The sequence below is a fragment of the Vibrio superstes genome (genome assembly GCF_003569005.1).
Lineage (GTDB): Bacteria > Pseudomonadota > Gammaproteobacteria > Enterobacterales > Vibrionaceae > Vibrio > Vibrio superstes.
Genome location: NZ_BCUR01000004.1, coordinates 1,945,325 through 1,966,363, shown reverse-complemented (window position 1 = coordinate 1,966,363; position 21,039 = coordinate 1,945,325). Strand labels below are relative to the sequence as shown.

At 45.6% G+C, this 21,039-nt stretch carries 23 protein-coding genes; 18 read left to right on the top strand and 5 right to left on the bottom strand.

From position 1 onward, the window contains the following. Nucleotides 1–9 precede the first annotated feature (9 nt). The 3 genes from D5I41_RS17005 to D5I41_RS16995 all read left to right on the top strand — a co-directional run bounded on the left by D5I41_RS17005 (nucleotide 10) and on the right by D5I41_RS16995 (nucleotide 3,348). Nucleotides 10–1,356, top strand: a complete 1,347-nt coding sequence (locus tag D5I41_RS17005) for a replication-associated recombination protein A (RefSeq protein ID WP_119010827.1) — start codon at nucleotides 10–12, stop codon at nucleotides 1,354–1,356. 83 nt (nucleotides 1,357–1,439) lie between these two features. Continuing rightward, complete coding sequence (serS, locus tag D5I41_RS17000) at nucleotides 1,440–2,747, top strand: serine--tRNA ligase (protein WP_065598835.1); 1,308 nt, start codon at nucleotides 1,440–1,442, stop codon at nucleotides 2,745–2,747. A 148-nt stretch (nucleotides 2,748–2,895) separates the two neighbouring features. Next, nucleotides 2,896–3,348: a hypothetical protein gene (locus D5I41_RS16995; RefSeq protein ID WP_119010825.1), complete on the top strand. Its 453-nt coding sequence runs from the start codon at nucleotides 2,896–2,898 to the stop codon at nucleotides 3,346–3,348. 124 nt (nucleotides 3,349–3,472) lie between these two features. On the opposite strand, the gene bioA is transcribed toward D5I41_RS16995, so the two are convergent. Next, nucleotides 3,473–4,750 carry an adenosylmethionine--8-amino-7-oxononanoate transaminase gene (bioA, locus tag D5I41_RS16990; RefSeq protein WP_119010824.1) on the bottom strand — a complete coding sequence of 426 codons (1,278 nt, stop codon included), beginning with the start codon at nucleotides 4,748–4,750 and terminating at the stop codon, nucleotides 3,473–3,475. Nucleotides 4,751–4,900: 150 nt separating this feature from the next. Between bioA and bioB the strand changes: the two genes are divergently transcribed. Genes bioB through bioD form a run of 4 tightly spaced genes read left to right on the top strand, consistent with a single transcriptional unit; the run spans nucleotide 4,901 to nucleotide 8,577 of the window. Continuing rightward, nucleotides 4,901–5,953 (top strand): biotin synthase BioB, encoded by a 1,053-nt coding sequence (gene bioB / locus D5I41_RS16985; RefSeq protein WP_119011537.1) that lies wholly within the window; start codon nucleotides 4,901–4,903, stop codon nucleotides 5,951–5,953. Then, nucleotides 5,940–7,106, top strand: coding sequence for an 8-amino-7-oxononanoate synthase (locus D5I41_RS16980; protein WP_119010822.1), 1,167 nt, complete (start codon nucleotides 5,940–5,942; stop codon nucleotides 7,104–7,106). The genes bioB and D5I41_RS16980 overlap by 14 nt, the downstream gene beginning before the upstream one ends. 2 nt (nucleotides 7,107–7,108) lie before the next feature. Further along, nucleotides 7,109–7,903 (top strand): malonyl-ACP O-methyltransferase BioC, encoded by a 795-nt coding sequence (bioC, locus tag D5I41_RS16975; RefSeq protein WP_119010821.1) that lies wholly within the window; start codon nucleotides 7,109–7,111, stop codon nucleotides 7,901–7,903. After that, nucleotides 7,900–8,577, top strand: a complete 678-nt coding sequence (gene bioD / locus D5I41_RS16970; protein WP_119010820.1) for a dethiobiotin synthase — start codon at nucleotides 7,900–7,902, stop codon at nucleotides 8,575–8,577. Before bioC ends, bioD begins: the two co-directional genes overlap by 4 nt. A 69-nt stretch (nucleotides 8,578–8,646) precedes the next feature. On the opposite strand, the gene D5I41_RS21285 is transcribed toward bioD, so the two are convergent. Then, nucleotides 8,647–8,808, bottom strand: coding sequence for a hypothetical protein (locus tag D5I41_RS21285; RefSeq protein ID WP_162892854.1), 162 nt, complete (start codon nucleotides 8,806–8,808; stop codon nucleotides 8,647–8,649). Nucleotides 8,809–9,118: 310 nt separating this feature from the next. On the opposite strand from D5I41_RS21285, the gene htpX reads away from it, so the two are divergent. The 10 genes from htpX to D5I41_RS16920 all read left to right on the top strand — a co-directional run bounded on the left by htpX (nucleotide 9,119) and on the right by D5I41_RS16920 (nucleotide 17,197). Then, nucleotides 9,119–9,994, top strand: coding sequence for a protease HtpX (htpX, locus tag D5I41_RS16965; RefSeq protein WP_119010819.1), 876 nt, complete (start codon nucleotides 9,119–9,121; stop codon nucleotides 9,992–9,994). A 200-nt stretch (nucleotides 9,995–10,194) separates the two neighbouring features. Next, complete coding sequence (locus D5I41_RS16960; RefSeq protein WP_119010817.1) at nucleotides 10,195–10,617, top strand: nuclear transport factor 2 family protein; 423 nt, start codon at nucleotides 10,195–10,197, stop codon at nucleotides 10,615–10,617. Beyond that, a complete protein-coding gene (locus tag D5I41_RS16955) occupies nucleotides 10,614–11,345 on the top strand; it encodes an SDR family NAD(P)-dependent oxidoreductase (RefSeq protein WP_119010816.1) in 732 nt (243 codons plus the stop codon). Before D5I41_RS16960 ends, D5I41_RS16955 begins: the two co-directional genes overlap by 4 nt. Beyond that, nucleotides 11,345–12,628 (top strand): NAD(P)/FAD-dependent oxidoreductase, encoded by a 1,284-nt coding sequence (locus D5I41_RS16950; protein WP_119010815.1) that lies wholly within the window; start codon nucleotides 11,345–11,347, stop codon nucleotides 12,626–12,628. The genes D5I41_RS16955 and D5I41_RS16950 overlap by 1 nt, the downstream gene beginning before the upstream one ends. Beyond that, the gene (locus tag D5I41_RS16945) at nucleotides 12,625–13,359 is read left to right on the top strand and encodes a DUF1365 domain-containing protein (protein WP_119010814.1); all 735 of its coding nucleotides are present in this window, start codon (nucleotides 12,625–12,627) and stop codon (nucleotides 13,357–13,359) included. Before D5I41_RS16950 ends, D5I41_RS16945 begins: the two co-directional genes overlap by 4 nt. Before the next feature lie 24 nt (nucleotides 13,360–13,383). Continuing rightward, a complete protein-coding gene (locus tag D5I41_RS16940) occupies nucleotides 13,384–14,628 on the top strand; it encodes an SAM-dependent methyltransferase (protein WP_119010813.1) in 1,245 nt (414 codons plus the stop codon). A 3-nt stretch (nucleotides 14,629–14,631) separates the two neighbouring features. Then, complete coding sequence (locus D5I41_RS16935) at nucleotides 14,632–15,165, top strand: DUF2878 domain-containing protein (RefSeq protein ID WP_235868939.1); 534 nt, start codon at nucleotides 14,632–14,634, stop codon at nucleotides 15,163–15,165. Beyond that, nucleotides 15,146–15,718: a chalcone isomerase family protein gene (locus tag D5I41_RS16930; RefSeq protein WP_119010811.1), complete on the top strand. Its 573-nt coding sequence runs from the start codon at nucleotides 15,146–15,148 to the stop codon at nucleotides 15,716–15,718. The genes D5I41_RS16935 and D5I41_RS16930 overlap by 20 nt, the downstream gene beginning before the upstream one ends. Beyond that, a complete protein-coding gene (locus tag D5I41_RS16925; RefSeq protein ID WP_119010810.1) occupies nucleotides 15,715–16,251 on the top strand; it encodes a DUF3833 domain-containing protein in 537 nt (178 codons plus the stop codon). The genes D5I41_RS16930 and D5I41_RS16925 overlap by 4 nt, the downstream gene beginning before the upstream one ends. Before the next feature lie 115 nt (nucleotides 16,252–16,366). Then, nucleotides 16,367–17,197 (top strand): alpha/beta fold hydrolase, encoded by an 831-nt coding sequence (locus D5I41_RS16920; RefSeq protein WP_119010809.1) that lies wholly within the window; start codon nucleotides 16,367–16,369, stop codon nucleotides 17,195–17,197. A gap of 3 nt (nucleotides 17,198–17,200) precedes the next feature. Here the strand turns inward: D5I41_RS16920 and D5I41_RS16915 are convergent, their stop codons facing one another. Further along, a complete protein-coding gene (locus tag D5I41_RS16915; protein ID WP_119010808.1) occupies nucleotides 17,201–17,803 on the bottom strand; it encodes a LysE family translocator in 603 nt (200 codons plus the stop codon). A gap of 121 nt (nucleotides 17,804–17,924) precedes the next feature. On the opposite strand from D5I41_RS16915, the gene D5I41_RS16910 reads away from it, so the two are divergent. Then, entirely contained in the window at nucleotides 17,925–18,824 is a 900-nt protein-coding gene (locus D5I41_RS16910; RefSeq protein WP_119010807.1) for a LysR family transcriptional regulator, read from the top strand. Nucleotides 18,825–18,971: 147 nt separating this feature from the next. Here the strand turns inward: D5I41_RS16910 and D5I41_RS16905 are convergent, their stop codons facing one another. Next, entirely contained in the window at nucleotides 18,972–19,286 is a 315-nt protein-coding gene (locus tag D5I41_RS16905; protein ID WP_119010806.1) for a DUF7577 domain-containing protein, read from the bottom strand. Between the two features lie 12 nt (nucleotides 19,287–19,298). Beyond that, complete coding sequence (locus D5I41_RS16900; protein WP_119010805.1) at nucleotides 19,299–19,985, bottom strand: TVP38/TMEM64 family protein; 687 nt, start codon at nucleotides 19,983–19,985, stop codon at nucleotides 19,299–19,301. Nucleotides 19,986–21,039: the final 1,054 nt, after the last annotated feature.

Here is a 21,039-nt window from a genome sequence, read left to right as displayed (position 1 = left end):
ACCTATATCATGAGCAATATGCAATTTGATTTCTCAACGGGGGAGGATTTTCGTCCCCTTGCTGCGCGTATGCGCCCAAGAACCCTTGAGGAATACATAGGTCAACAACATGTCTTAGGCCCGGGTAAGCCCTTATATCGAGCCTTGCAGGCAGGACAGCTGCACTCCATGATCCTATGGGGCCCACCCGGCACAGGCAAAACCACATTAGCAGAGGTAGCGGCAAGCTATGCCGATGCTAGGGTAGAGCGCGTGTCTGCCGTGACTTCTGGGGTGAAAGACATTCGAGCCGCTATCGAGAAGGCTCGTGACAATAAGATGGCGGGACATCGCACTATCTTGTTTGTCGATGAGGTGCATCGCTTCAACAAGAGCCAGCAAGACGCCTTTTTGCCACATATTGAAGATGGCACGGTCACCTTTATCGGGGCAACCACTGAGAACCCCTCTTTTGAGCTAAATAACGCACTACTATCGCGAGCGCGAGTGTATAAGCTTGCCTCTCTTGATACGCAAGATATCGAGCAAGTGATTCAGCAGGCCTTAAATGATGATGAGCGCGGCTTAGGTAAGCTTAAGGCTGAGTTTATCGGCGAGAGCGATCAGCGCTTAGCTGAGCTTGTCAGCGGTGATGCGCGGATGGCGCTAAATTACCTAGAGTTATTGTTTGATATGGCTCCGGAGAACAACGGAGTTAAGCAGATAGACCTTGAACTCCTTGCACAGGTGGCAGGCTCTAAGGTGGCGCGCTTCGATAACAAGGGCGATATTTGGTATGACCTGATTTCTGCAGTGCATAAATCAATTCGAGGCTCAAACCCTGATGGGGCCCTGTATTGGAGTGCTCGCATGATCAAGGCGGGTTGCGACCCTTTGTATATTGCCCGTCGTCTACTAGCCATCGCATCTGAGGATATTGGCAACGCTGATCCGCGTGCGATGCAAGTGGCAATTAGTGCGTGGGATTGTTTTACACGCATAGGTCCTGCCGAAGGCGAAAGGGCTCTGGCGCAAGCAGTAGTCTATTTAGCGTGCGCGCCAAAGAGTAACGCCGTTTATAAAGCCTGGAAACAAGCGCTACAAGATGCCGATGATACATCAGAGCTTGAAGTGCCACACCACCTTCGTAATGCACCGACTAAGTTGATGCAAGAATTAGGCTATGGTGAGGAGTATCGTTATGCCCATGATGAACTCGGCGCTTATGCGGCAGGAGAATGCTACTTCCCTGCAGAAATGCGCGAGACTCGCTACTATTTCCCGGAAAATCGTGGCCTAGAAACAAAAATTGCTGAAAAGCTGAACTATCTCCATTCTTTAGACGAAAAAAGCACACGAAAGCGCTACAAAAAGTAGTGTTTTTTAGATATCTTTGTTCGATTGAAATTTTACCCTTTTAGCTCCTTGAGAGTTATCGTTAACTACACGCAGGATTAGCAATGCTAGATTCTAAATTATTTCGTACAGAGCTGGACGAAACAGCAGCAAAACTAGCGCGTCGAGGCTTTACCTTAGACGTTGATACCATTCGCCAACTAGAAGAAAAGCGTAAAGCTATTCAGGTTGATGTTGAAAACTTGCAATCCTCACGTAACTCTATCTCCAAGCAAATTGGCCAAAAAATGGCAGCTGGCGATAAAGAGGGCGCTGAAGAGATCAAGAAACAGATCGGTACTCTTGGTTCTGACCTAGATGCGAAGAAAGTCGAACTAGCAGAAGTTCAAGCTCAGCTAGAAGATATCACTCTGTCTGTACCTAACCTTCCAGATGATTCTGTACCAAACGGTAAAGACGAAAACGAGAACGTAGAAATTTCTCGTTGGGGCACGCCAAAAGAGTACGATTTTGAAGTAAAAGATCACGTCGATCTTGGTGAGATGGCTGGTGGACTAGACTTTGCTAGCGCAACTAAGATCACGGGTGCACGCTTCATCGTGATGAAGGGCCAATTTGCTCGTCTTCATCGCGCTATTGCGCAGTTCATGCTGAATTTGCACACCGATGAGCACGGGTACACAGAAATGTATGTGCCATACCTCGTGAACTCAGAAAGCCTATTTGGCACAGGTCAGTTACCAAAATTTGGTGAAGACCTATTCCACACTGAGCCACTAACAGAAAAAGTGAATGACGAAGAGCCTCGTAAGCTTTCCCTTATTCCAACTGCTGAGGTTCCAGTGACCAACATGGTTCGTGATACCATTGTTGATGAAGCCGACCTGCCAATCAAGATGACCGCTCATACTCCATGCTTCCGTTCTGAAGCAGGTTCTTACGGTCGTGATACTCGTGGCTTGATCCGTATGCACCAGTTCGACAAGGTTGAGCTTGTTCAGATCACGCGTCCAGAAGATTCAATGAATGCTTTGGAAGAACTAACAGGGCACGCTGAGAAGGTGCTTCAGTTACTAGAGCTTCCTTATCGTAAAGTGGTTCTTTGTACTGGCGATATGGGCTTCGGCGCTCGCAAGACTTATGACCTAGAAGTCTGGGTTCCAGCACAAAAAACGTACCGTGAAATCTCTTCTTGCTCGAATACTGCTGATTTCCAAGCACGTCGCATGCAAGCCCGTTTCCGTCGTAAGGGTGAGAAGAAGCCAGAGCTTCTACACACACTTAATGGCTCGGGCCTAGCAGTCGGTCGTACCATGGTAGCGATCCTAGAGAACTACCAACAAGCAGATGGTCGCATTGAGATCCCTGCTGCACTTCAGCCATACATGGGTGGTCAAACGCACATTGGTTAATTACTGATTGTATGAATAGCCGGCTACTTGTTAGCCGGTTTTTTTATGCCTAATGAAAATGGAATTCTCTATTAAGCAAATAGTATTGGATTAATTACTTTGAATATGTGTTAATGGATTGTAAATCTTTGTTTTGTAGGAGGTTCTTATGGAAGAGAAAAAACAAGGCTTGGAGTATTTTAGCACTCCCCAAAAACTATTTGTCGGTTATACCTTAGCGATTTTGGTCGATTTGACCGTACTTAACTTACTCGATGAGTTCTGGCAGTACGTCAGTATTTCCTCATTTATTGTCTCACTAGGTGCGGCTATTTTGCTGCAGTTACTACTGAAGCTATCCATTGGTTTAGAGCATAAGTTAGCGAATTACTTTAAGTCTAAGCCGGGCACTGCACCTAAGGTATATCGTGGTATCACCACCTACATTATCTTGGTGGGCTCAAAGTTCGTGATGCTTGCCGCCATAGACTTTGTGTTCGGGGATTCAGTGTTATTCAGTGGCCCATACAACGGCATCGTTGCCTTCTTCGGTGTGGTGTTTGCCATCATGATTTCAGAGGCAATTGTCGGTAAGATCTATAGAGCTCTAGGTGACGATTAAGAGCATTAGAGAAATGTCATCCCGGCGAAAGTCAGGGCCTTAGGGCGCACAATTCTAGCTTAGGTAACAACTAAGATCCTGGACAGTTGCTCTGCAACTTCCAGGACGACAACCCTTAGGTTAGCTACAAAAACAGCCCCTCATCTTGCACCGCGCTTTCAATAGCCTCTATCAACCTCTGCAACTCATCCTGCTTGATAATGTAGGGCGGCATAATATAAATCAGCCTCCCAAAAGGGCGTATCCATACTCCCTGTTTAACAAAGTGTGCTTGTATCTTTTCCATATTTACCGGCTTGTGTGTCTCTATTACACCAATAGCACCTAGGTAACGCGTCTCCTTTACAAGATCATAGTGAGATAACGTACGCAGTGATTGCGAAAACTGTTGTTCTATGGAAGCCACTTGCTGCTCCCAAAGACCTGATTGCAGTATTTCTAAACTGGCCGATCCTACCGCACAGGCGAGTGGATTCCCCATAAAGGTAGGCCCATGCATAAAGCACCCAGCCTCTCCCCCGCAGACAGTGTGAGCAACCTTGGGTGTCGCAAGGGTTGCTGAGAGGGTCATATAGCCCCCGGTCAAGGCCTTACCTACACATAGAATGTCCGGTTCTATGCCAGCATGCTCTACCGCAAACATCTTTCCTGTTCGCCCGAATCCAGTGGCAATTTCATCGGCAATAAGCAAGATGCCGTAGTGGTCACACAACTCTCGCACGCGCTTTAAGTAGCTTGGATGATAAAGACGCATTCCACCTGCGCCTTGGACTATGGGCTCTAAAATGATGGCAGCTATGTCGCGATGATGAATCTCAAGGGCATCGAGCATTGGCGCTATATCAGCTTCATCCCAATCATCAAAGAAGCCACATTGAGGGGAATTTACAAAGATGTGCTCAGGTAGAAAGCCTTTGTAGAGTGAATGCATTGAGTTGTCAGGATCGGTCACCGACATCGCAGCGAAGGTATCACCATGATAACCGTCTCGTAAGGTGAGAAACTTGGGGCGACGCTCTCCTAAGGTATGCCAGTACTGCAGTGCCATCTTGAGGCTCACTTCCACTGCCACCGAACCTGAATCAGCAAGAAAGATGTGCTGAAGATTTTTGGGTGCAAGATCGAGTAGCTTTTTCCCCAACTCAATGGCGGGCTCATGGGTAATGCCTCCAAACATGACATGGGACATAGTGTCAATTTGCTGGTGAGCCGCTGCGTTTAGCTTTGGGTGTGTGTAGCCGTGTATTGCAGACCACCACGAAGACATGCCGTCAATAAGCTCGGTGCCATCTTCTAATCGCAATCTAACACCGGATGCCGACGACACAGGGTAACAGGTGAGGGGCCTCAGAGTTGAGGTGTATGGGTGCCAAAGGTGTTGTTTGTCGAAGCTTAAATCCATAAAAGAGCTCAATTTGTACAATTAGTGTTCGTTAGTAAACAAAGTTATTCTCACCGTGTTGACAGTGTATCGCTTCAGGTTAGACTAGCCAAGCAACAGAGCATTAAAAATAATGCCGTTTATACAATGAATTTAGAAAAGGATAACAGCGTGGAAGTTCGTCATAATTGGACAGTTGAAGAGGTCCAGACACTACTTAATCTCCCGTTTATGGATCTGTTGTATCAAGCACAGACCGTTCACCGTCAGCACCAGCAACATAACTATGTTCAAGTCAGTACATTGCTTTCCATAAAAACAGGGGCTTGTCCCGAGGATTGTAAATACTGCCCACAAAGTGCCCATTACCGTACTGATGTGGATAAAGAGCGCTTGATGGAAGTCGAGCGAGTATTAGAAGCTGCAGAGAAGGCGAAAAACTCAGGATCTACTCGCTTTTGTATGGGCGCCGCTTGGAAGAACCCTAAAGCGCGCGATATGCCTTTGCTGACAGATATGATTAAGGGTGTGAAGTCTTTAGGTTTAGAAACCTGCATGACCTTAGGTATGTTAACACCTGAGCAAGCATCAGAGCTCTCTACAGCAGGGCTTGATTATTACAACCACAACCTAGACACCTCGCCAGAATATTATGGCAACATCATCACCACCAGAACCTACCAAGACCGCTTAAATACCTTGTCGCATGTGCGCGAAGCCGGAATGAAAATCTGTTCTGGAGGGATTATTGGCATGGGCGAGGGCACCGCAGATCGCGCGGGTCTATTGGCTGAATTAGCGAACTTGCCGGTTCATCCTGAGAGCGTTCCCATTAATATGCTGGTGAAAGTAAAGGGGACACCACTGCAAGATGTTGACGATGTCGACCCATTTGAGTTCATCAAACTGATTGCCATTGCTCGCATAATGATGCCTGAATCGGCTGTGCGTTTGTCTGCAGGTCGAGAGAATATGAACGAGCAAATGCAGGCACTGTGTTTTATGGCTGGCGCTAACTCCATTTTCTATGGTTGCAAGCTCCTGACAACACCTAATCCAGATGAAGACAGCGATATGCAGCTATTTAAAAAGTTGGGTATCAATACCCTAGCAACCAGCCAGAAACCTGATCAGATCCAAGAGCATGAACTGCTCGAACAGGTCAATGAAAGAGTGGCTGCAAGACCAACAAAAGATGACCTGTTCTACGATGCCACTGTTTGAATCGCGCATCACAAGTGCACTGCAACAAAGAACTGAACAAGGGCTACTTAGAACCCTAACCCCTGTTCATGGCGGAAATAAAGCGCAGGTTAAAATAGCTGAGCAAGGCTTCGTTAATTTTTCTAGTAATGATTACCTAGGGCTTGCCAATGACAACACATTGAAAGAGGCGTGGAAAACAGCGGTGGATCGTCATGGTGTAGGCAGCGCCGCCTCACCTATGGTGACAGGGTTTTCGCACGCTCATCAGCAACTGCAAGACGCCTTATGTGACTGGCTTGGATATGAACAGGCGGTATTGTTTAGTTCAGGGTTTAGTGCCAATCAAGCCGCTCTTTTTGCTCTGCTTGAAAAGGGTGATTGCTTATACCAAGACAAACTTAATCACGCATCACTGATTGAGGCTGGCATGCTAAGCCCCGCGCACCAATACCGGTTCCCTCATAACAGTACTCAGCGATTGAGTGAGCTGATTGAGCGCAATGGCTCAGGTTTAGTGGTCACTGAAGGGGTGTTTAGTATGGATGGGGATAAAGCCCCACTGGTTGATATTCAAATCCAGAGCCAAAAACAAAACTGCTGGCTGATGGTTGACGATGCGCATGGCATAGGGGTTTTAGGGCAGGAAGGCAAAGGCAGCTGCGCAGAGTCTTCGATAAAGCCTCAATTGCTGGTGGTGACCTTTGGCAAGGCTCTAGGCGTGCAAGGCGCAGCGATCTTGTGCAGCTCATCCATAGCCGAATATCTACGTCAGTATGCTCGTCACTTTGTGTATTCAACGGCGATGCCACCGGCACAGGCCGTTACAGTGACCAAAGCAATTCAGATTACTCGCACTCAGCAATGGCGTCGTGATCAATTATCTGAGTTACAACATGCCTACTCGAGCCTGCTTGGGGAATTGCCGGGTTTTATAGAGACACAAACGCCAATCAAACCCTACTTAGCAGGCTCTGCAGACCGAGCCATGTCGATGGCAAGTCACTTGCGCCAGCAAGGGCTTTGGGCGACGGCAATTAGACCGCCCACTGTATCTAGAGGGAAGGCTAGAATTCGAGTGACATTATCGGCCAATCATCAACTTGAAGAGATCAGCCATCTTGCTCAATCGCTAAAGCAGTTTGAATGTCAGTATCCCAAGGAGGGTTGTTAGTCATGGGATCAAATGGAGTGTTGATTGCTACGCCAGAAAAACAGGCCATTGCCAGCGCATTTGGTCGTGCAGCTTCCAACTATGACCAGCACGCACGATTTCAAAGAGACGTAGTAGAGAAGTTACTCGAAAGACTGCCGGCAAGCCTGATAGGTAAACAGATTCTGGATGTAGGCTGCGGTACAGGTTATCTCACAGAAAAACTACTGCGGCGAGGGGCTGAGGTTGTGGCGTTAGATCTATCGGACAAAATGTTAGATCAGGCCAGACTACGTTGTGGAAAGCAGGCTAACTATTATTTAGGTGATGCTGAAGCTCTTCCCTTTGCTGATGATAGCTTTGATTATGTTGTCTCGAGTTTAGCTTTGCAGTGGTGTGAGGATTTGAGTGTTCCTATCCGAGAATCAACACGTGTATGTAAAGTGGGAGGGCATGTCTTGTTCTCCACATTGGCTGAGGGATCGTTGGATGAACTAAAACAGGCGTGGAGCTATGTTGATCAGTATCAACATGTGAAGCAGTTCGTGTCTGAAAAGGCTATAAAAATTGCGTTGGCTCAATCGAAGTGTGATGGCTCTCAAGTAGACTTGGCAAAAATGACCTATTGGTACCATAGTGCCTTTGAGCTAATGAAAGATCTAAAAGGCATAGGTGCGACTCAAATAGGTGGACGCTCACAAGGATTAACCAAAAAAAGTTCATTGGTTAAGCTAGAGCAGGTCTATCAACAATTATTTCAGAGCAATCTCAAATTACCGGCAACTTACCAAGTTTGCCTAGGGCTAATAAAGAAATGAACAAGACAATTTTCATTGCTGGAACGGACACTGATGTAGGAAAAACGGTTGTTTCACGAGCTTTGTTACAAGCATTTAATGCAAGAGGGCTGTCGACGATCGGCTTTAAGCCCGTTGCTGCAGGCTGTGAGATGACCGCTGAGGGTGCTCGCAATTCTGATGCCTTGTATCTACAAGCGGCGGCTAGTATTGAGCTTGCTTACGATGAAGTGAATCCAGTCGCGTTAATGACACCTGCATCTCCACATATAGCAGCGAAAATCGATGATAAACCAATCGACACAGCGCCCCTTTCTGAAAAACTGCATCAGCATCAGGAAAATGCCGATTTTGTATTGGTTGAGGGTGCTGGTGGTTGGCGAGTGCCTATTACAGATGATGGTTATCTATCTGAATGGGTTGCAGATGAGAAGCTACCTGTAATCTTAGTAGTAGGCGTGAAGCTAGGCTGTTTAAGTCATGCTATTTTGACTGCAGAAGCAATCAAAAATGATGGCCTAGAGGTTGTGGGCTGGGTGGCCAACAGAGTAAACCCATGTGAAGAGCACTACCGCGACATTATTACGTTCTTAGAGTCGCAGATTGGCGCGCCTAAGATTGGTGAAATTCCGTACATGCGTGGGGTTAAGAAAAAAGATCTCAGCAAATACATCAATCTTGATTCGATCATATAAATGCATTTGTGATAATTGAATAACAAAACGCCCTCTTAAAAAGAGGGCGTTTTTTCTATTCATATTCAGCTATTTAGTGTCGCGAGCTAGTTTCGATTGCGCGTTTAGCACTTGTTGCTCTACAGATTCAGCATCGGAAATGCCTAACTCTTCGAGGGCTTCTTCTTTGCTCATTCCAAGGTGACAACGAAGTATGTCCAACGCCATTTCATGATTAGTACCATCAGCCATAACTCACTCCTTTTTTGTTAATGCTTGGTTAAAAAATAAATATCTTGGCTAACATTTATACCCATTCATTGATTTAACGCAAGACACTTTGCTAAAAAAATCGTCAATTGCGATCAGAACTCTCATTTTGTAGCAAATTGTTACTGCTATTGAGTTTTCGCTTCGCGTCCACATATATAGAATGTGGTAGCAGAAACTTGCAAATCTAATCGAGATACCCCTCTGGGAACAAAGATACTCTTTCTTTGTCTACTGTCTTGAATTGGAACCATAATTACATAGTTCTAGCTTCTTACTTTGGAGAAAATGAATGAAGCGCGTAGCGTTATTTTTACTGACCAACCTTGCTGTAATTGCAGTATTGAGTGTGGTGTTGAACCTTGTTTATGCTTTTACTGGCATACAATCCGGTAGCCTTTCTGGTCTACTAGTGTTGGCCGCAGTCTTTGGTTTTGGTGGCTCTTTCATTTCATTGATGATGTCAAAGAGCATGGCGCTGCGTTCGGTGGGTGGACAGGTGATAGAAAGCCCACGCAACCAAACAGAACACTGGCTATTGGAGACAGTTTCTCGTCAAGCACAGCAGGCAGGTATCGGTATGCCTACCGTAGCCGTCTATGATTCTGCAGACATTAATGCATTTGCAACCGGTGCTAAGCGTGACGATTCATTAGTTGCGGTGTCTACGGGACTGCTAAATAGCATGACTCAAGACGAAGCTGAAGCGGTACTGGCGCATGAAGTAAGCCATATTGCTAACGGTGACATGGTCACTATGACGCTAATGCAAGGTGTGGTGAATACCTTTGTTATCTTCCTATCTCGCTTTATTGCCAACATGGTTGCCAATAACAACAACGATGAGGGAGAAGGTGGCACTAACATGATGGTGTACTTCGGTGTGTCTATGGTTTTGGAGTTAGTGTTTGGTTTCTTGGCAAGCTTCATTACCATGTGGTATAGCCGTAAGCGTGAGTTTCATGCGGATGCAGGTGCAGCGCACTTAGTGGGTAAGCATAAGATGATCGCCGCTCTTGAGCGTCTTAAAACAAGCCATGAACCTCAGCTTGAGGGCTCAATGATGGCCTTTGGTATTAACGGTAAAAGCTCTCTAACAGAGTTGCTTATGTCCCATCCCCCATTAGACAAGCGAATTGAAGCGTTGAGAAACACTCAGCAATTCTAATTTGTTAGCAAGAATATTGATTAAAAAGCTTGGTGTAAAAACCAAGCTTTTTTTTGATCTATTGCTTTGTAAAACACGTAGTTAAGGTAAGTTTTTGAAAAATACACTACCTTTAACTAGACCCAGTAACTATAAGGTCAAAAAGGTTGAATAAACCAGACGGGGAGGGATGCTCTGTCATAGCCATTAGGAAATGGACGATGAACATTGATACTGTTGCAGATGTATATCAAAGCCTGAGTAAAGACACTCTTCACAGCCTTACTCGAATCTATCATCAAGACGTGATTTTTGAGGACTCCGCTCATAAATTAAATGGCTGGGATGAGCTCTCGTCGTATTTTGATAACTTGTATCAGAACGTGATTGATTGCCGTTTCGATATTCTGAGTAAGCATCAAGCGGGCGATGCGGGTTTCATCATTTGGACTATGCGTTTGCGCCACCCAAAACTAAAGGGAGGCAGTGAGGTCTCAGTACAAGGAATTAGTCACCTAGAGTTTCGCGATGGCAAGGTGATACATCATCGTGATTATTTTGATATGGGAGAGATGCTCTATGAGAACCTTCCTGTGCTGGGTTCAGTGATTAAGACCATCAAGAAAAGGTTGGGGCAATCATGAACCCAATCTTGATTACCGGAGCCACCTCTGGGATAGGGCAGCAGCTTGCCATAGATTATGCGCAATCCGGGCAGACGGTTTATGTCTGCGGACGAAACGCTGAAAAACTGCAGGAGCTCTCCTCTCTAGGCAGTCACGTAAAACCACTTCAATTTGATCTTACCGACCTTAGTTCGTGCAAGAAAGCCCTTCACGATTTGGATCCTGTTCCACATACTTGGGTTCTCAATGCTGGAGACTGCGAATACATTGACGATGGGGCAATGGATGCAGCCCTAATAAAGCGCGTATTCACGATAAATGTCGTCGGACTGGCCAATGCCATCGAAGGCGCCCAGCATCATTTTGCTACAGGGCATCATTTAGTGATTGTGGGCTCTATCGCTAGCGAGATGGCACTACCTCGCGCCGAAGCCTACGGTGCGTCAAAAGCGGCGGTGAGCTACTTGTCTCGTACACTCGGGGTTGACCTTGCGCCCAAAGGCATCAAGGTAAGCACGGTTTTTCCGGGCTTTGTGAAAACCCCACTAACCGATAAAAACGATTTTCCAATGCCGATGATGATTGAAGTAGACGAGGCGGCAAAGGCGATACGAGAAGGCATAGAGTCGGGTAAAACCAACATCTATTTTCCTAAGCGTTTTACATGGATATTGAGGATTTTGGGAAGCTTGCCGTATTCAGTACAGCATCATCTTGCCAAGAAACTGATTAAGGACAAACAGTAATGAAGATAGCGATCATAGGCACAGGGATATCCGGACTCACTTGTGGATACCGCCTACATAAAAACCACGACCTAACCTTATTTGAAGCGAATGACTACATTGGTGGCCATACGGCGACGGTGGACGTTGAGGTTGAAGGAAAGCCCTACACTGTTGACACCGGCTTCATCGTTTACAATGACCGTACCTACCCTAATTTCATCGAGATGATGAATGAAATAGGCGTACGTGGAAACCCAACAGAGATGAGTTTTAGCGTACGCAACGACGGCAATGGGCTGGAATACAACGGTCATGCTTTATCTACACTGTTTGCTCAAAAGCGAAACTGGTTTAATCCCAAGTTTTACTCGTTTATTGCTGAGATCCTTCGCTTTAATAAACTTGCAAAGTCCTTAGCGGGTGATGATTCACCAGAAGAGCAAACTCTCGGCTCTTTTCTTGAAGAACATGATTTTAGTGACTATTTCAGTGAAAACTATATCTTGCCAATGGGCGCGGCAATTTGGTCATCCACCCTTGCAGACATGCGCCTATTTCCTCTTTCTTTCTTCCTGCGATTTTTCCTCAACCACGGCCTGCTTGACATCAAAAATAGACCGCAATGGTACGTGATAGACGGGGGCTCAAGAGCCTATATTGAACCGTTAACTCAAGGGTTTTCAGATAAGATTTTGCTCAATTCGCCTGTCGAAAAAGTGCAAAGAACACCGGTGGGTGTTCGATTGTTGGTGAACGGTGAATGGTTGCAATTTGATCAGGTGATCTTTGCTTGCCACAGCGATCAGGCTCTGAAGATCCTTGGAGAGGAGCAAACACAGCTAGAGACTGATGTGCTGGGGGAGATGCGTTATCAAGCCAATGAAGTGGTTTTGCATACTGATACCAACCTACTACCGAAACGAAGTAAAGCTTGGGCTTCGTGGAACTATTATTTGTCTGGTGACCAAGATCAAGAGAACCGATTACCGACCCTGACCTATGATATGAATATCTTGCAGCACATTCAGTCAGAGCACACATTCTGCGTATCTCTGAATAACAGCCCGAATATTGATGAGAATAAAGTTCTACGCAGCTTCATCTATCACCACCCAGTATTTACTCGGGAATCAATTGCCGCGCAGGGGCGCAGCGATGAGCTTCAAGGCAATAATTCTACGTGGTTCTGCGGCGCATATTGGCGAAATGGCTTCCATGAAGATGGCGTGCATAGTGCATTGCAGGTAGTGAAAGGTATTGAAGCGTTGCAAGAAAATGCGCAAGAGAAAGGCGCAGCATGAATAGCGCAATCTTAGTGGGCACGGTGAGGCACAGACGTTTCTCTCCCACAGAACATGCCCTTAACTACCCACTGTTTATGCCTAGCATCGATGTCGATGAATTCCAATCACTGAAAAAATCGGTATGGGGTTTTGGCGAAAAATGGTGGCACTGGGCTCGTTTTAATCGTAGCGATTACGTGGGAGAAGGATGCCTAAAATCAGCCGTTCAAGATAAAGTATTTGAGCTAACAGGAAAACGCTTTAGCGGTAAAGTCGTCGCCGTTGTCCACCTTCGTTATCTAGGCCTCTACTTCAGTCCCGTCAATTTCTACTATGTTTATGATAGTAAAGGGCAGTGGCAGATGCTGTTGGCTGAGGTGAGTAACACGCCATGGAACGAGCGACACTACTATGCCATTGATGCCTTTGAGGGAGAAAATGGAGAAAACTGGAAACATGATAAGGCGTTTCATGTATCGCCTTTTAATCCTGTAGAGCAGCAATATGTGTGGCGACTCAAACCTCTGTCAGAAAAGCTGATGGTTCATCTAGAGTGCCATAGAGAGAACAAAGAGTTTGACGCTACTCTGTCAATGAAGGCGAGAGCCTTTAATAGTAGAAATCTTCTTAAACAGTTGATCTGTACCCCGATTTTGACAGTAAAAGTACTCACAGGCATTTACTGGCACGCATTGAAGTTGTGGATTAAGAAAGTACCCATCTACCCGCATCCAGCAAAGAATAAATAATGAGAAAGCAGGAGGCTTTTCACAATGTACGATTCACAATCTCTGGTTATTGGAAAGGAACTTTCGCCTCTACAGCGTTCCGCTCGCGCGCTTCTTCTTAACCATCTGCAAAAACTGCAACATGGCAGGCTAACCATCATCGAACGCTTCGAATCGCAATCGGTTTCAGAGTCTTTAGAGTTTGGCTGTGCAACTGAGAGTTTTCATGCCTCTATAGAAATATCCCATCCAGACTTTTATTCTCGAATGCTAAGTGGTGGCAGCATTGCTGCGGCAGAAGCGTATATGGATGGCTGGTGGGACAGTAGCGACCTGACCGCAGTGATGAAGTTGATGGCATTGAACCTCAATTCTCTTGATAATATGAACAGTAAGCAAAGCCTCATCAAAAGAGCGGCGTACAAGGTGGGTCACTGGCTAAACAGAAATACCCTCAGTAATTCAAAAAAAAATATTGGAGCACATTACGACTTGGGTAATGAGCTATACACTCGTTTTCTTGACAGTAACATGCTCTACTCTGCAGCGGTTTACAACAATAGTTCAGACACCTTAGAGCAAGCTCAAATCAATAAGATGGACCGGCTTTGTCAGCAACTGAGGTTGCAGCCGGGTGATTCGGTCATTGAAATTGGTACAGGTTGGGGCGGCATGGCAATATACATGGCCAAAGCCTATGGCTGTCATGTCACTACTACTACCATTTCAGAAGAACAGTTTGCCTACGCAGCACAAAAAGTGCAGGAGCAAGGACTTTCTGATCAAGTTACTCTTTTGAAGCAGGATTACAGAGACCTTGAGGGCCAGTTCGATAAACTCGTGTCCATTGAGATGATAGAAGCGGTGGGGCAAGAGTTTTTACCTTCTTACATCGAAAAGTGCCAGAGTCTTCTTAAACCTGGTGGTCTTATGGCGATTCAGGCTATTACGATTGCCGATCAACGTTTTGAATCGTACAGCAAGGGCGTTGATTTTATCCAAAAATACATCTTCCCTGGGGGCTTCCTTCCTTCTGTCACACACTTATTGCAACAAACCACCGAACATAGCCAGCTTATTTTGCACGATCTGCATGACATAGGGATGGATTATGCCAAGACCCTTCGCGAGTGGCTGCATCGCTTTAACCTCTCTGAAAAAGAGTTAGAGACCTTTGGTTATGATGAACGCTTCATGCGTATGTGGCGCTACTACCTATGCTACTGTGAGGGCGGCTTTCTTGCTCAACGCATCAGTACCGTCCACTTAACATTTCGCAATCCAAAGTAATTGATGATGGATAAGGGGCTGCTGATTAAATCCATATGGTTTCAAAGCCTGTGGTTCCTTGCCGTCATTGGCAGAGAAAACACCTTTTTTCTATTGCTCCTCTCTGTGGGGGCAACGCTTGTTTATTCAATCAAGAAACAAGAGATCAACCTTGCTTGGTTATCAGCGTTTGTTATTACCGGCATCGTCTTGGATACCTTTCATGGCCTTATTGGCTTGTTCCTGTTTCCACAGCCATGGATACCAGCCTGGCTGGTGTTGTTGTGGGTGATTTTTATATGGTATGCCTACCAAATGAAAACAGTTTTGACCCGTTTTCCTCTCCCTATCGTAAGTATGGTAGGAGCGCTTGGAGCAGCCGGCAGTTATTTTGCAGGGCTGAAACTAGGTGCGGTGCAATGGCCATATTCTGACGGACTGACTTTTGTTGTTCTGACCGTAGAATGGTTCCTAATTTTTGCACTGATCATCTACTCCCTTAAAGCGTTGGACAAACGAGGAAAGGGACATAACCATCATGAGACTCATCACACTTAAAGCCTTGTTACTGGCCAGTTTATCGTCATTTGGAGCAGTAGCCTCAGAGGTACAAGACAGCTCTAACAACGTTGACGTAGTCGATAGATGGACTCATTGGCCAACTGTGGGTTCAGCTGACCTTAACTTCATGTTCTTTGATGTGTATACCTCGGAGCTTCGTGCACCAGACGGTGTTTATACCGTAGACAATGACATTACGCCTCACCCTGTTGCATTGGCCATAACCTACGAGCGAAATATTTCTAAAAAGCATCTTCTCAAAGAAACGAAGAAACAATGGCTTCATCTTGGTTATTCTCCAACGGAGTCTGAGCAATGGACCCAGAGGCTAGATGCGATCTATACGGATGTGGCTACAGGAGAGCAACTGGTTTATATCACAGACGGTCAAACAGGTTCGTTTTTGTACATTACGCAAGACGGTTCAACTCAGCTTCGCGGCACTATTACTGATGAGGCTTTGAATGATGCCTTTCTTGCTATCTGGCTATCTCCAAATACCGAATATCCTAAGCATCGCCAGCAACTGATAGGGATGAATCAACGATGATCTCTCGAAAGATTAAAGCGTTTTTAGCACTCATAGGTGTTCTTCATATCATGGGGTGCAGTGCTGATCTAAGTGATTACCAGCAGGATGGCCCTAAATTCGATCTGTTTGGTTATTTTGAAGGAAGCGTTACTGCTTGGGGAATGGTGCAAGACCGCAGTGGCAAGCAAACTCGTCGTTTTGAAGTTGATTTGAGCGGAAGCGTTGATGGCAACGTGTTAACTCTTAACGAAGATTTTGTGTTTGACGATGGCGAAGAATCGACTCGGGTGTGGGTCATTACTCGGTTAGAGGATGGGACCTATGAAGGCAGGGCTGACGACATCATAGGGGTCGCTAGCGGTGAAGAGGTGGGCAACGCGCTTCGCTGGACTTATGACTTTGAGCTACCTCGCGGCGATTCAACGGTTGTGGTGGGGTTCGATGATTGGCTTTACCGTCAAGATGAGAAGCATCTGTTTAATTTAACTTCCATCAGGAAATTCGGTATTGAGTTCGGCACGCTAACGCTCTTTTTCCAACGCAATGATTAGCCTTAACTTGTGCAGCAGATCACCGTTTGTTACAAATTGCATCGGCTGATGCGTCTGTGTCGCGTCTGATTATGATACTATCGAGCCACTATAGGCTTTATTTACAAAGTGATTAATGACTGCAATAGCTGAAACTAACCCACTCTTATTCCATAAAACGTACCACCATCCTGAGTCTAAGGAATGGGTGGTGTTTGTGCATGGCGCAGGTGGCAGTTCTTCTATTTGGTTTAAGCAAATCAAAGCCTACAAAGAGCACTTCAACATTCTGCTTATTGACCTTCGTGGTCATGGCAAATCCAATACCCTATTTCAAGACATCATTAGCAAGCGCTACACCTTCGAGACTGTGACTAAAGACATTGTGAATGTCTTGGATCATTTGAAGATTAAGTCTGCACACTTTGTTGGTATGTCGCTAGGGACCATTATTGTGCGTACCTTGGCCGAGATGGCGTCAGAGCGCGTTAAGTCTATGGTGCTGGGTGGCGCGGTAACACGCTTTGATACTCGTTCACAGATTTTGGTAAAGCTAGGGGGCTTGTTTAAGAACATCATCCCTTATATGTGGCTGTACAGCCTGTTTGCCTGGATCGTGATGCCACAGAAAGGTCAGGTTGAATCTCGCTTAATGTTTGTTCGTGAAGCAAGAAAGTTATGCCAAAAAGAGTTTAAACGTTGGTTTAAGCTTGCGGCTGACGTTAACCCGATCATGCGCTATTTCAAAGATAAAGAACTCGATATCCCTACACTTTATTTGATGGGCGATAAGGACTACATGTTCATTAAGCCGGTTAAAGAGATGGTGTCTGTTCATCAAAACAGCCAATTGGTTGAAATAGAGGACTGCGGCCATGTGTGTAATGTGGAGCGTCCTCAAGAGTTTAATCAGAAGTCTATTGCCTTTATCCAATCTATGGTTAACACCGACAGCAAGATGGCTTAGCAGTTAGCCTGTTGACCTCAGCGTTTCGAAAGCATACATAAAACAAGACCCAGATAAGAATAGATACAGTAATACTGTGATTTTTTCCCAGTGGTGATTGCCTAGGGACAGTTTCTTTTGTGCTCGCGAGGTGAAATAGGTGTAAGCCGAATGTATGAGCAGCACATTGATGGCAAATATGCCAATTAGCAGCGGATATTCTACGCTACCCTTCATGTAAACGGGAAAGACTGAGGTAAAGAAAAGCAGTGCCTTAGGGTTGGTTAAGCTAATCAATACCCCGGACAGCAATTCTGTCTCTGATTTTTTCACTCTCGTTTCTTTTACCGGCTGTCTTCTAAGGTTCGATAAAGCCAGCCACAAGAAGTAACAACCTCCAAACACTGTCACGGTGGCAACGCCTCCAGGAAGCTTTTCACCAACCCGCACTAGTAACTCATGAGCAATAAACCCTACGATTAAAATGCCAATAGCAACGCCTAGGTAGCCTCGAATGGCTGACCTATATCCTTTACTTAACGTGTTGGTAATCGTGAATATTACGGCTGCTCCGGGGCTTGCAACCGTAAGTGCAGATATGATGTAGTAGGTTGATATTGAGCTCATTGATAAAAGACCTTTGCTATTGAAGAGTCATAAGACTAACAATGGGTCGAATTCAGAGTAAGCTCAGTACAATTCAAAGACTTTTTACTATCAGTTAATAATAAGGCACTGCAGAGGACTTATGGACAAGTTTAAGGCTATCGAAACCTTTATCAGTGTATGTGACGAAGGCAGTTTCACTAAGGCGGCTGATAGACTGAGCATCTCAGTGGCTATGGTGAGTAAGTCTATTTCCCAGCTAGAGGCAGAGCTTAAACTAAAGCTACTCAATCGAAATACTCGCAAGCAAACCCTTACAGAGGCGGGTGAACTTTACTTAAAGAGTTGCCGAAATATTCTGAGTGAGCTGTCAGCGGTTGAGCAGGAGCTTAACCACCAATCAACGGATGCTGACGGCCTTATTCGGGTGTGTGCGCCTACCAACTATGGTACCTACGAATTATGCCCGCTCATTCACCAGTTCAATCTACACTACCCAGAAATACAGATTGCGCTCACTCTGTCAGATGAGCTTTCTGACATTATCGATGATAAGTTCGATTTTTATTTTAGAGTAGGGCAGTTAGCGGATTCCGGATTCATCAGCATGCGAGTCGATGAGCAGGTAATGGTGTTTTGCGCCTCTCCCCAATACCTTGAAGAATATGGAACACCAAGATGTTTAGACGATCTAGCCAAGCACAAGGTACTAGCCTTTTCCCCTTGGGGAACAAGCTCCTCGTTTGCAGACCATTACAACATTAAGCCCCTGAATCTAAGCTCTGCCCCTGTCAGTTGCAATAATGGCAACAGCTTACGAATGTTAGCGAAACTAGGGACAGGGATTATCCTGCAGCCACAGGCACTAGTGGCAGAAGATATTGCGAATAAGGATCTCATTCAAATATTAGAAGCAGAGCAGAGAATGGTTCGCCCCATCTTCATGGTTTACCTTAACCGAGATCTATTGCCTGCGCGGGTGAAGTTATTTATAGAGTTTGTTAAGCATTATAAAGTAAGACCAATCACACTAAGTAAGTGATCAGAAATAGCGTAGGAAAAATTCTCGAGGACAAGGCAGAATTTTTCGATAAGTAGTTATTCTACAATCAAAAATTCTAACGCAGTCATCGAGCATTTTAACAAGCTAGGATGACCAGTTATTTAGTACGACTGGTATAAACGCTCGCTAACTCGAACTGCTACCACATTGCCAACACAGAGCAAACTGACCCTCGTTGGTTTCCCCACACTCAGCGCAGCGCCATTCGCTATTTGCTAAATGACTGCCATTACGTTCAAACTCCGCAATGATCGCTTTAGCTTGTTCCTGCTTATGATGGTCAATAAGCCAAAGATAGGGCAGGCTAGAATCGTCCATTGGAAGCTCTCCCTGCAGGCCAAACATACCTTCACCACGTACTTCAACTTGAATGTTGTGACTAAGCAAAAGCTCACAAAGTATGTGAGCTTGTGGGGGATTTTGCGCGACAAATAGTTTCATTGTGACCCTCAGTTATGCCGCGCTTGAGCCGTTCTGCGGGCGGATTTTGCCCATTACCCATTTGGCAATCAGCGGGAACAGTCCTAACAAAGCGAATGAAGCTAATACAGTAGGTGATACGATGCCTGATAAGCTGTCTATCTCTGCTAATTGTGTGCCCGCATTTAGATACACCATAGTCCCTGCAAGCATGCCTAACTGGCTGAATAGATAAAACTTGGCGATAGAAATGGGAGTAAGTCCCATAAGCAAATTGATCAAGAAGAATGGGAATACAGGGATAAGACGCAAAGAGAAGAGATAAAATGCGCCATCTTTTTCGACCCCTTTGTTGATGGTCTCTAGCTTAGAGCCAAACTTCGCTTGAACCCAATCACGTAGTAAGTAACGGCTACTCAAAAACGCCAAGGTAGCGCCAATGGTACTTGCGAAAGACACCAACAATAAGCTACTCCAAAAGCCAAACAGGGCAGCACCTAACAGCGTAACCACCGCAGCACCAGGAATAGAAAAAGCGGTAATGAATACATACCCAATAAAATACAGAGCAGCAGAAAGCACGAAGTTTTCTTCGATCTGAGCATTCAATGCCAGTTGCTGTGCCTTGGCATTTTCTAGGGTTAGATATTGACCAAAATTCGCACCGAGTAGCACGATAGCAACCACTAAAATTAGCCCGATTATCAATTTCTTATTCATGATTCTGCCCTTATCATCCTGAGTAAGTATAGAGACACGACAAGCAATAAAAAACTTTCAAATTAATTATTTTAAGGTGAGATGGTTAAGCTTGTATCAAGTCGTGTGCGCATGCTCGTTGTTCGCGAGTGAACACGCCAATCTCTCTTAAGTCACACTCCCGTCGTTTTTTAGTGTACCTCCCCCGTCGTTCCCGAGTGCCTTTATCGGGAACCTAAAGAGCTCCAGAGGTAATAGACCCTCGATAGGAGCGCTCGAGGGTGACGGGTTTGGGAGATCTTGGGCGTTCTGTTTTGATACTGAACGGACCCAAATTACACCATAAACGAAATAACCAAAACACACCGTCGTTCCCGAGTGCTTTTATCGGGAACCTAGAGAGTTACAAAGACAGTAGACCATCGATAGAAGCACTCGAGGGTGACGGTGTTGGGAGATCTTGGGCGTCTGTTTTGATACTGAACGGACCCAAATTACACCATAAACGAAGCAACCAAAACACACCGTCGTTCCCGAGTGCTTTTATCGGGAACCTAAAGAGTTCCAAAGGCAGTAGACCCTCGATAGAAGCGCTCGAGGGTGATGTGTTTTGGGGCACTGTGTTCTCTATTTTAATGTTGGGTTGACTCAAATTACTGCATAAACGAACCAACCAAAACACACCGTTGTTCCCGAGTGCTTTTATCGGGAACCTAGAGAGCTCCAGAGGTAATAGACCCTCGATAGAAGCACTCGAGGGTGACGCGTTTTGGGAGATCTTGTGCGCTCCTTTTTGATACTGTTCGAACTCAAATTACAGCATAAATGAACCAACCAAAACACACCGTCGTTCCCGAGTGCTTTTATCGGGAACCTAAGGAGCTCCAAAGGTAGTAGACCCTCGATAGGAGCGCTCGAGGGTGACGTGTTTGGGAGATCTTGGGCGTTCCTTTTTGATACTGAACGGGCCCAAATTCCACTATGAACGAATCAACCAAAACACACCGTCGTTCCCGAGTGCTTTTATCGGGAACCTAAGGAGCTCTAAAGGTAGTAGACCCTCGATAGGAGCGCT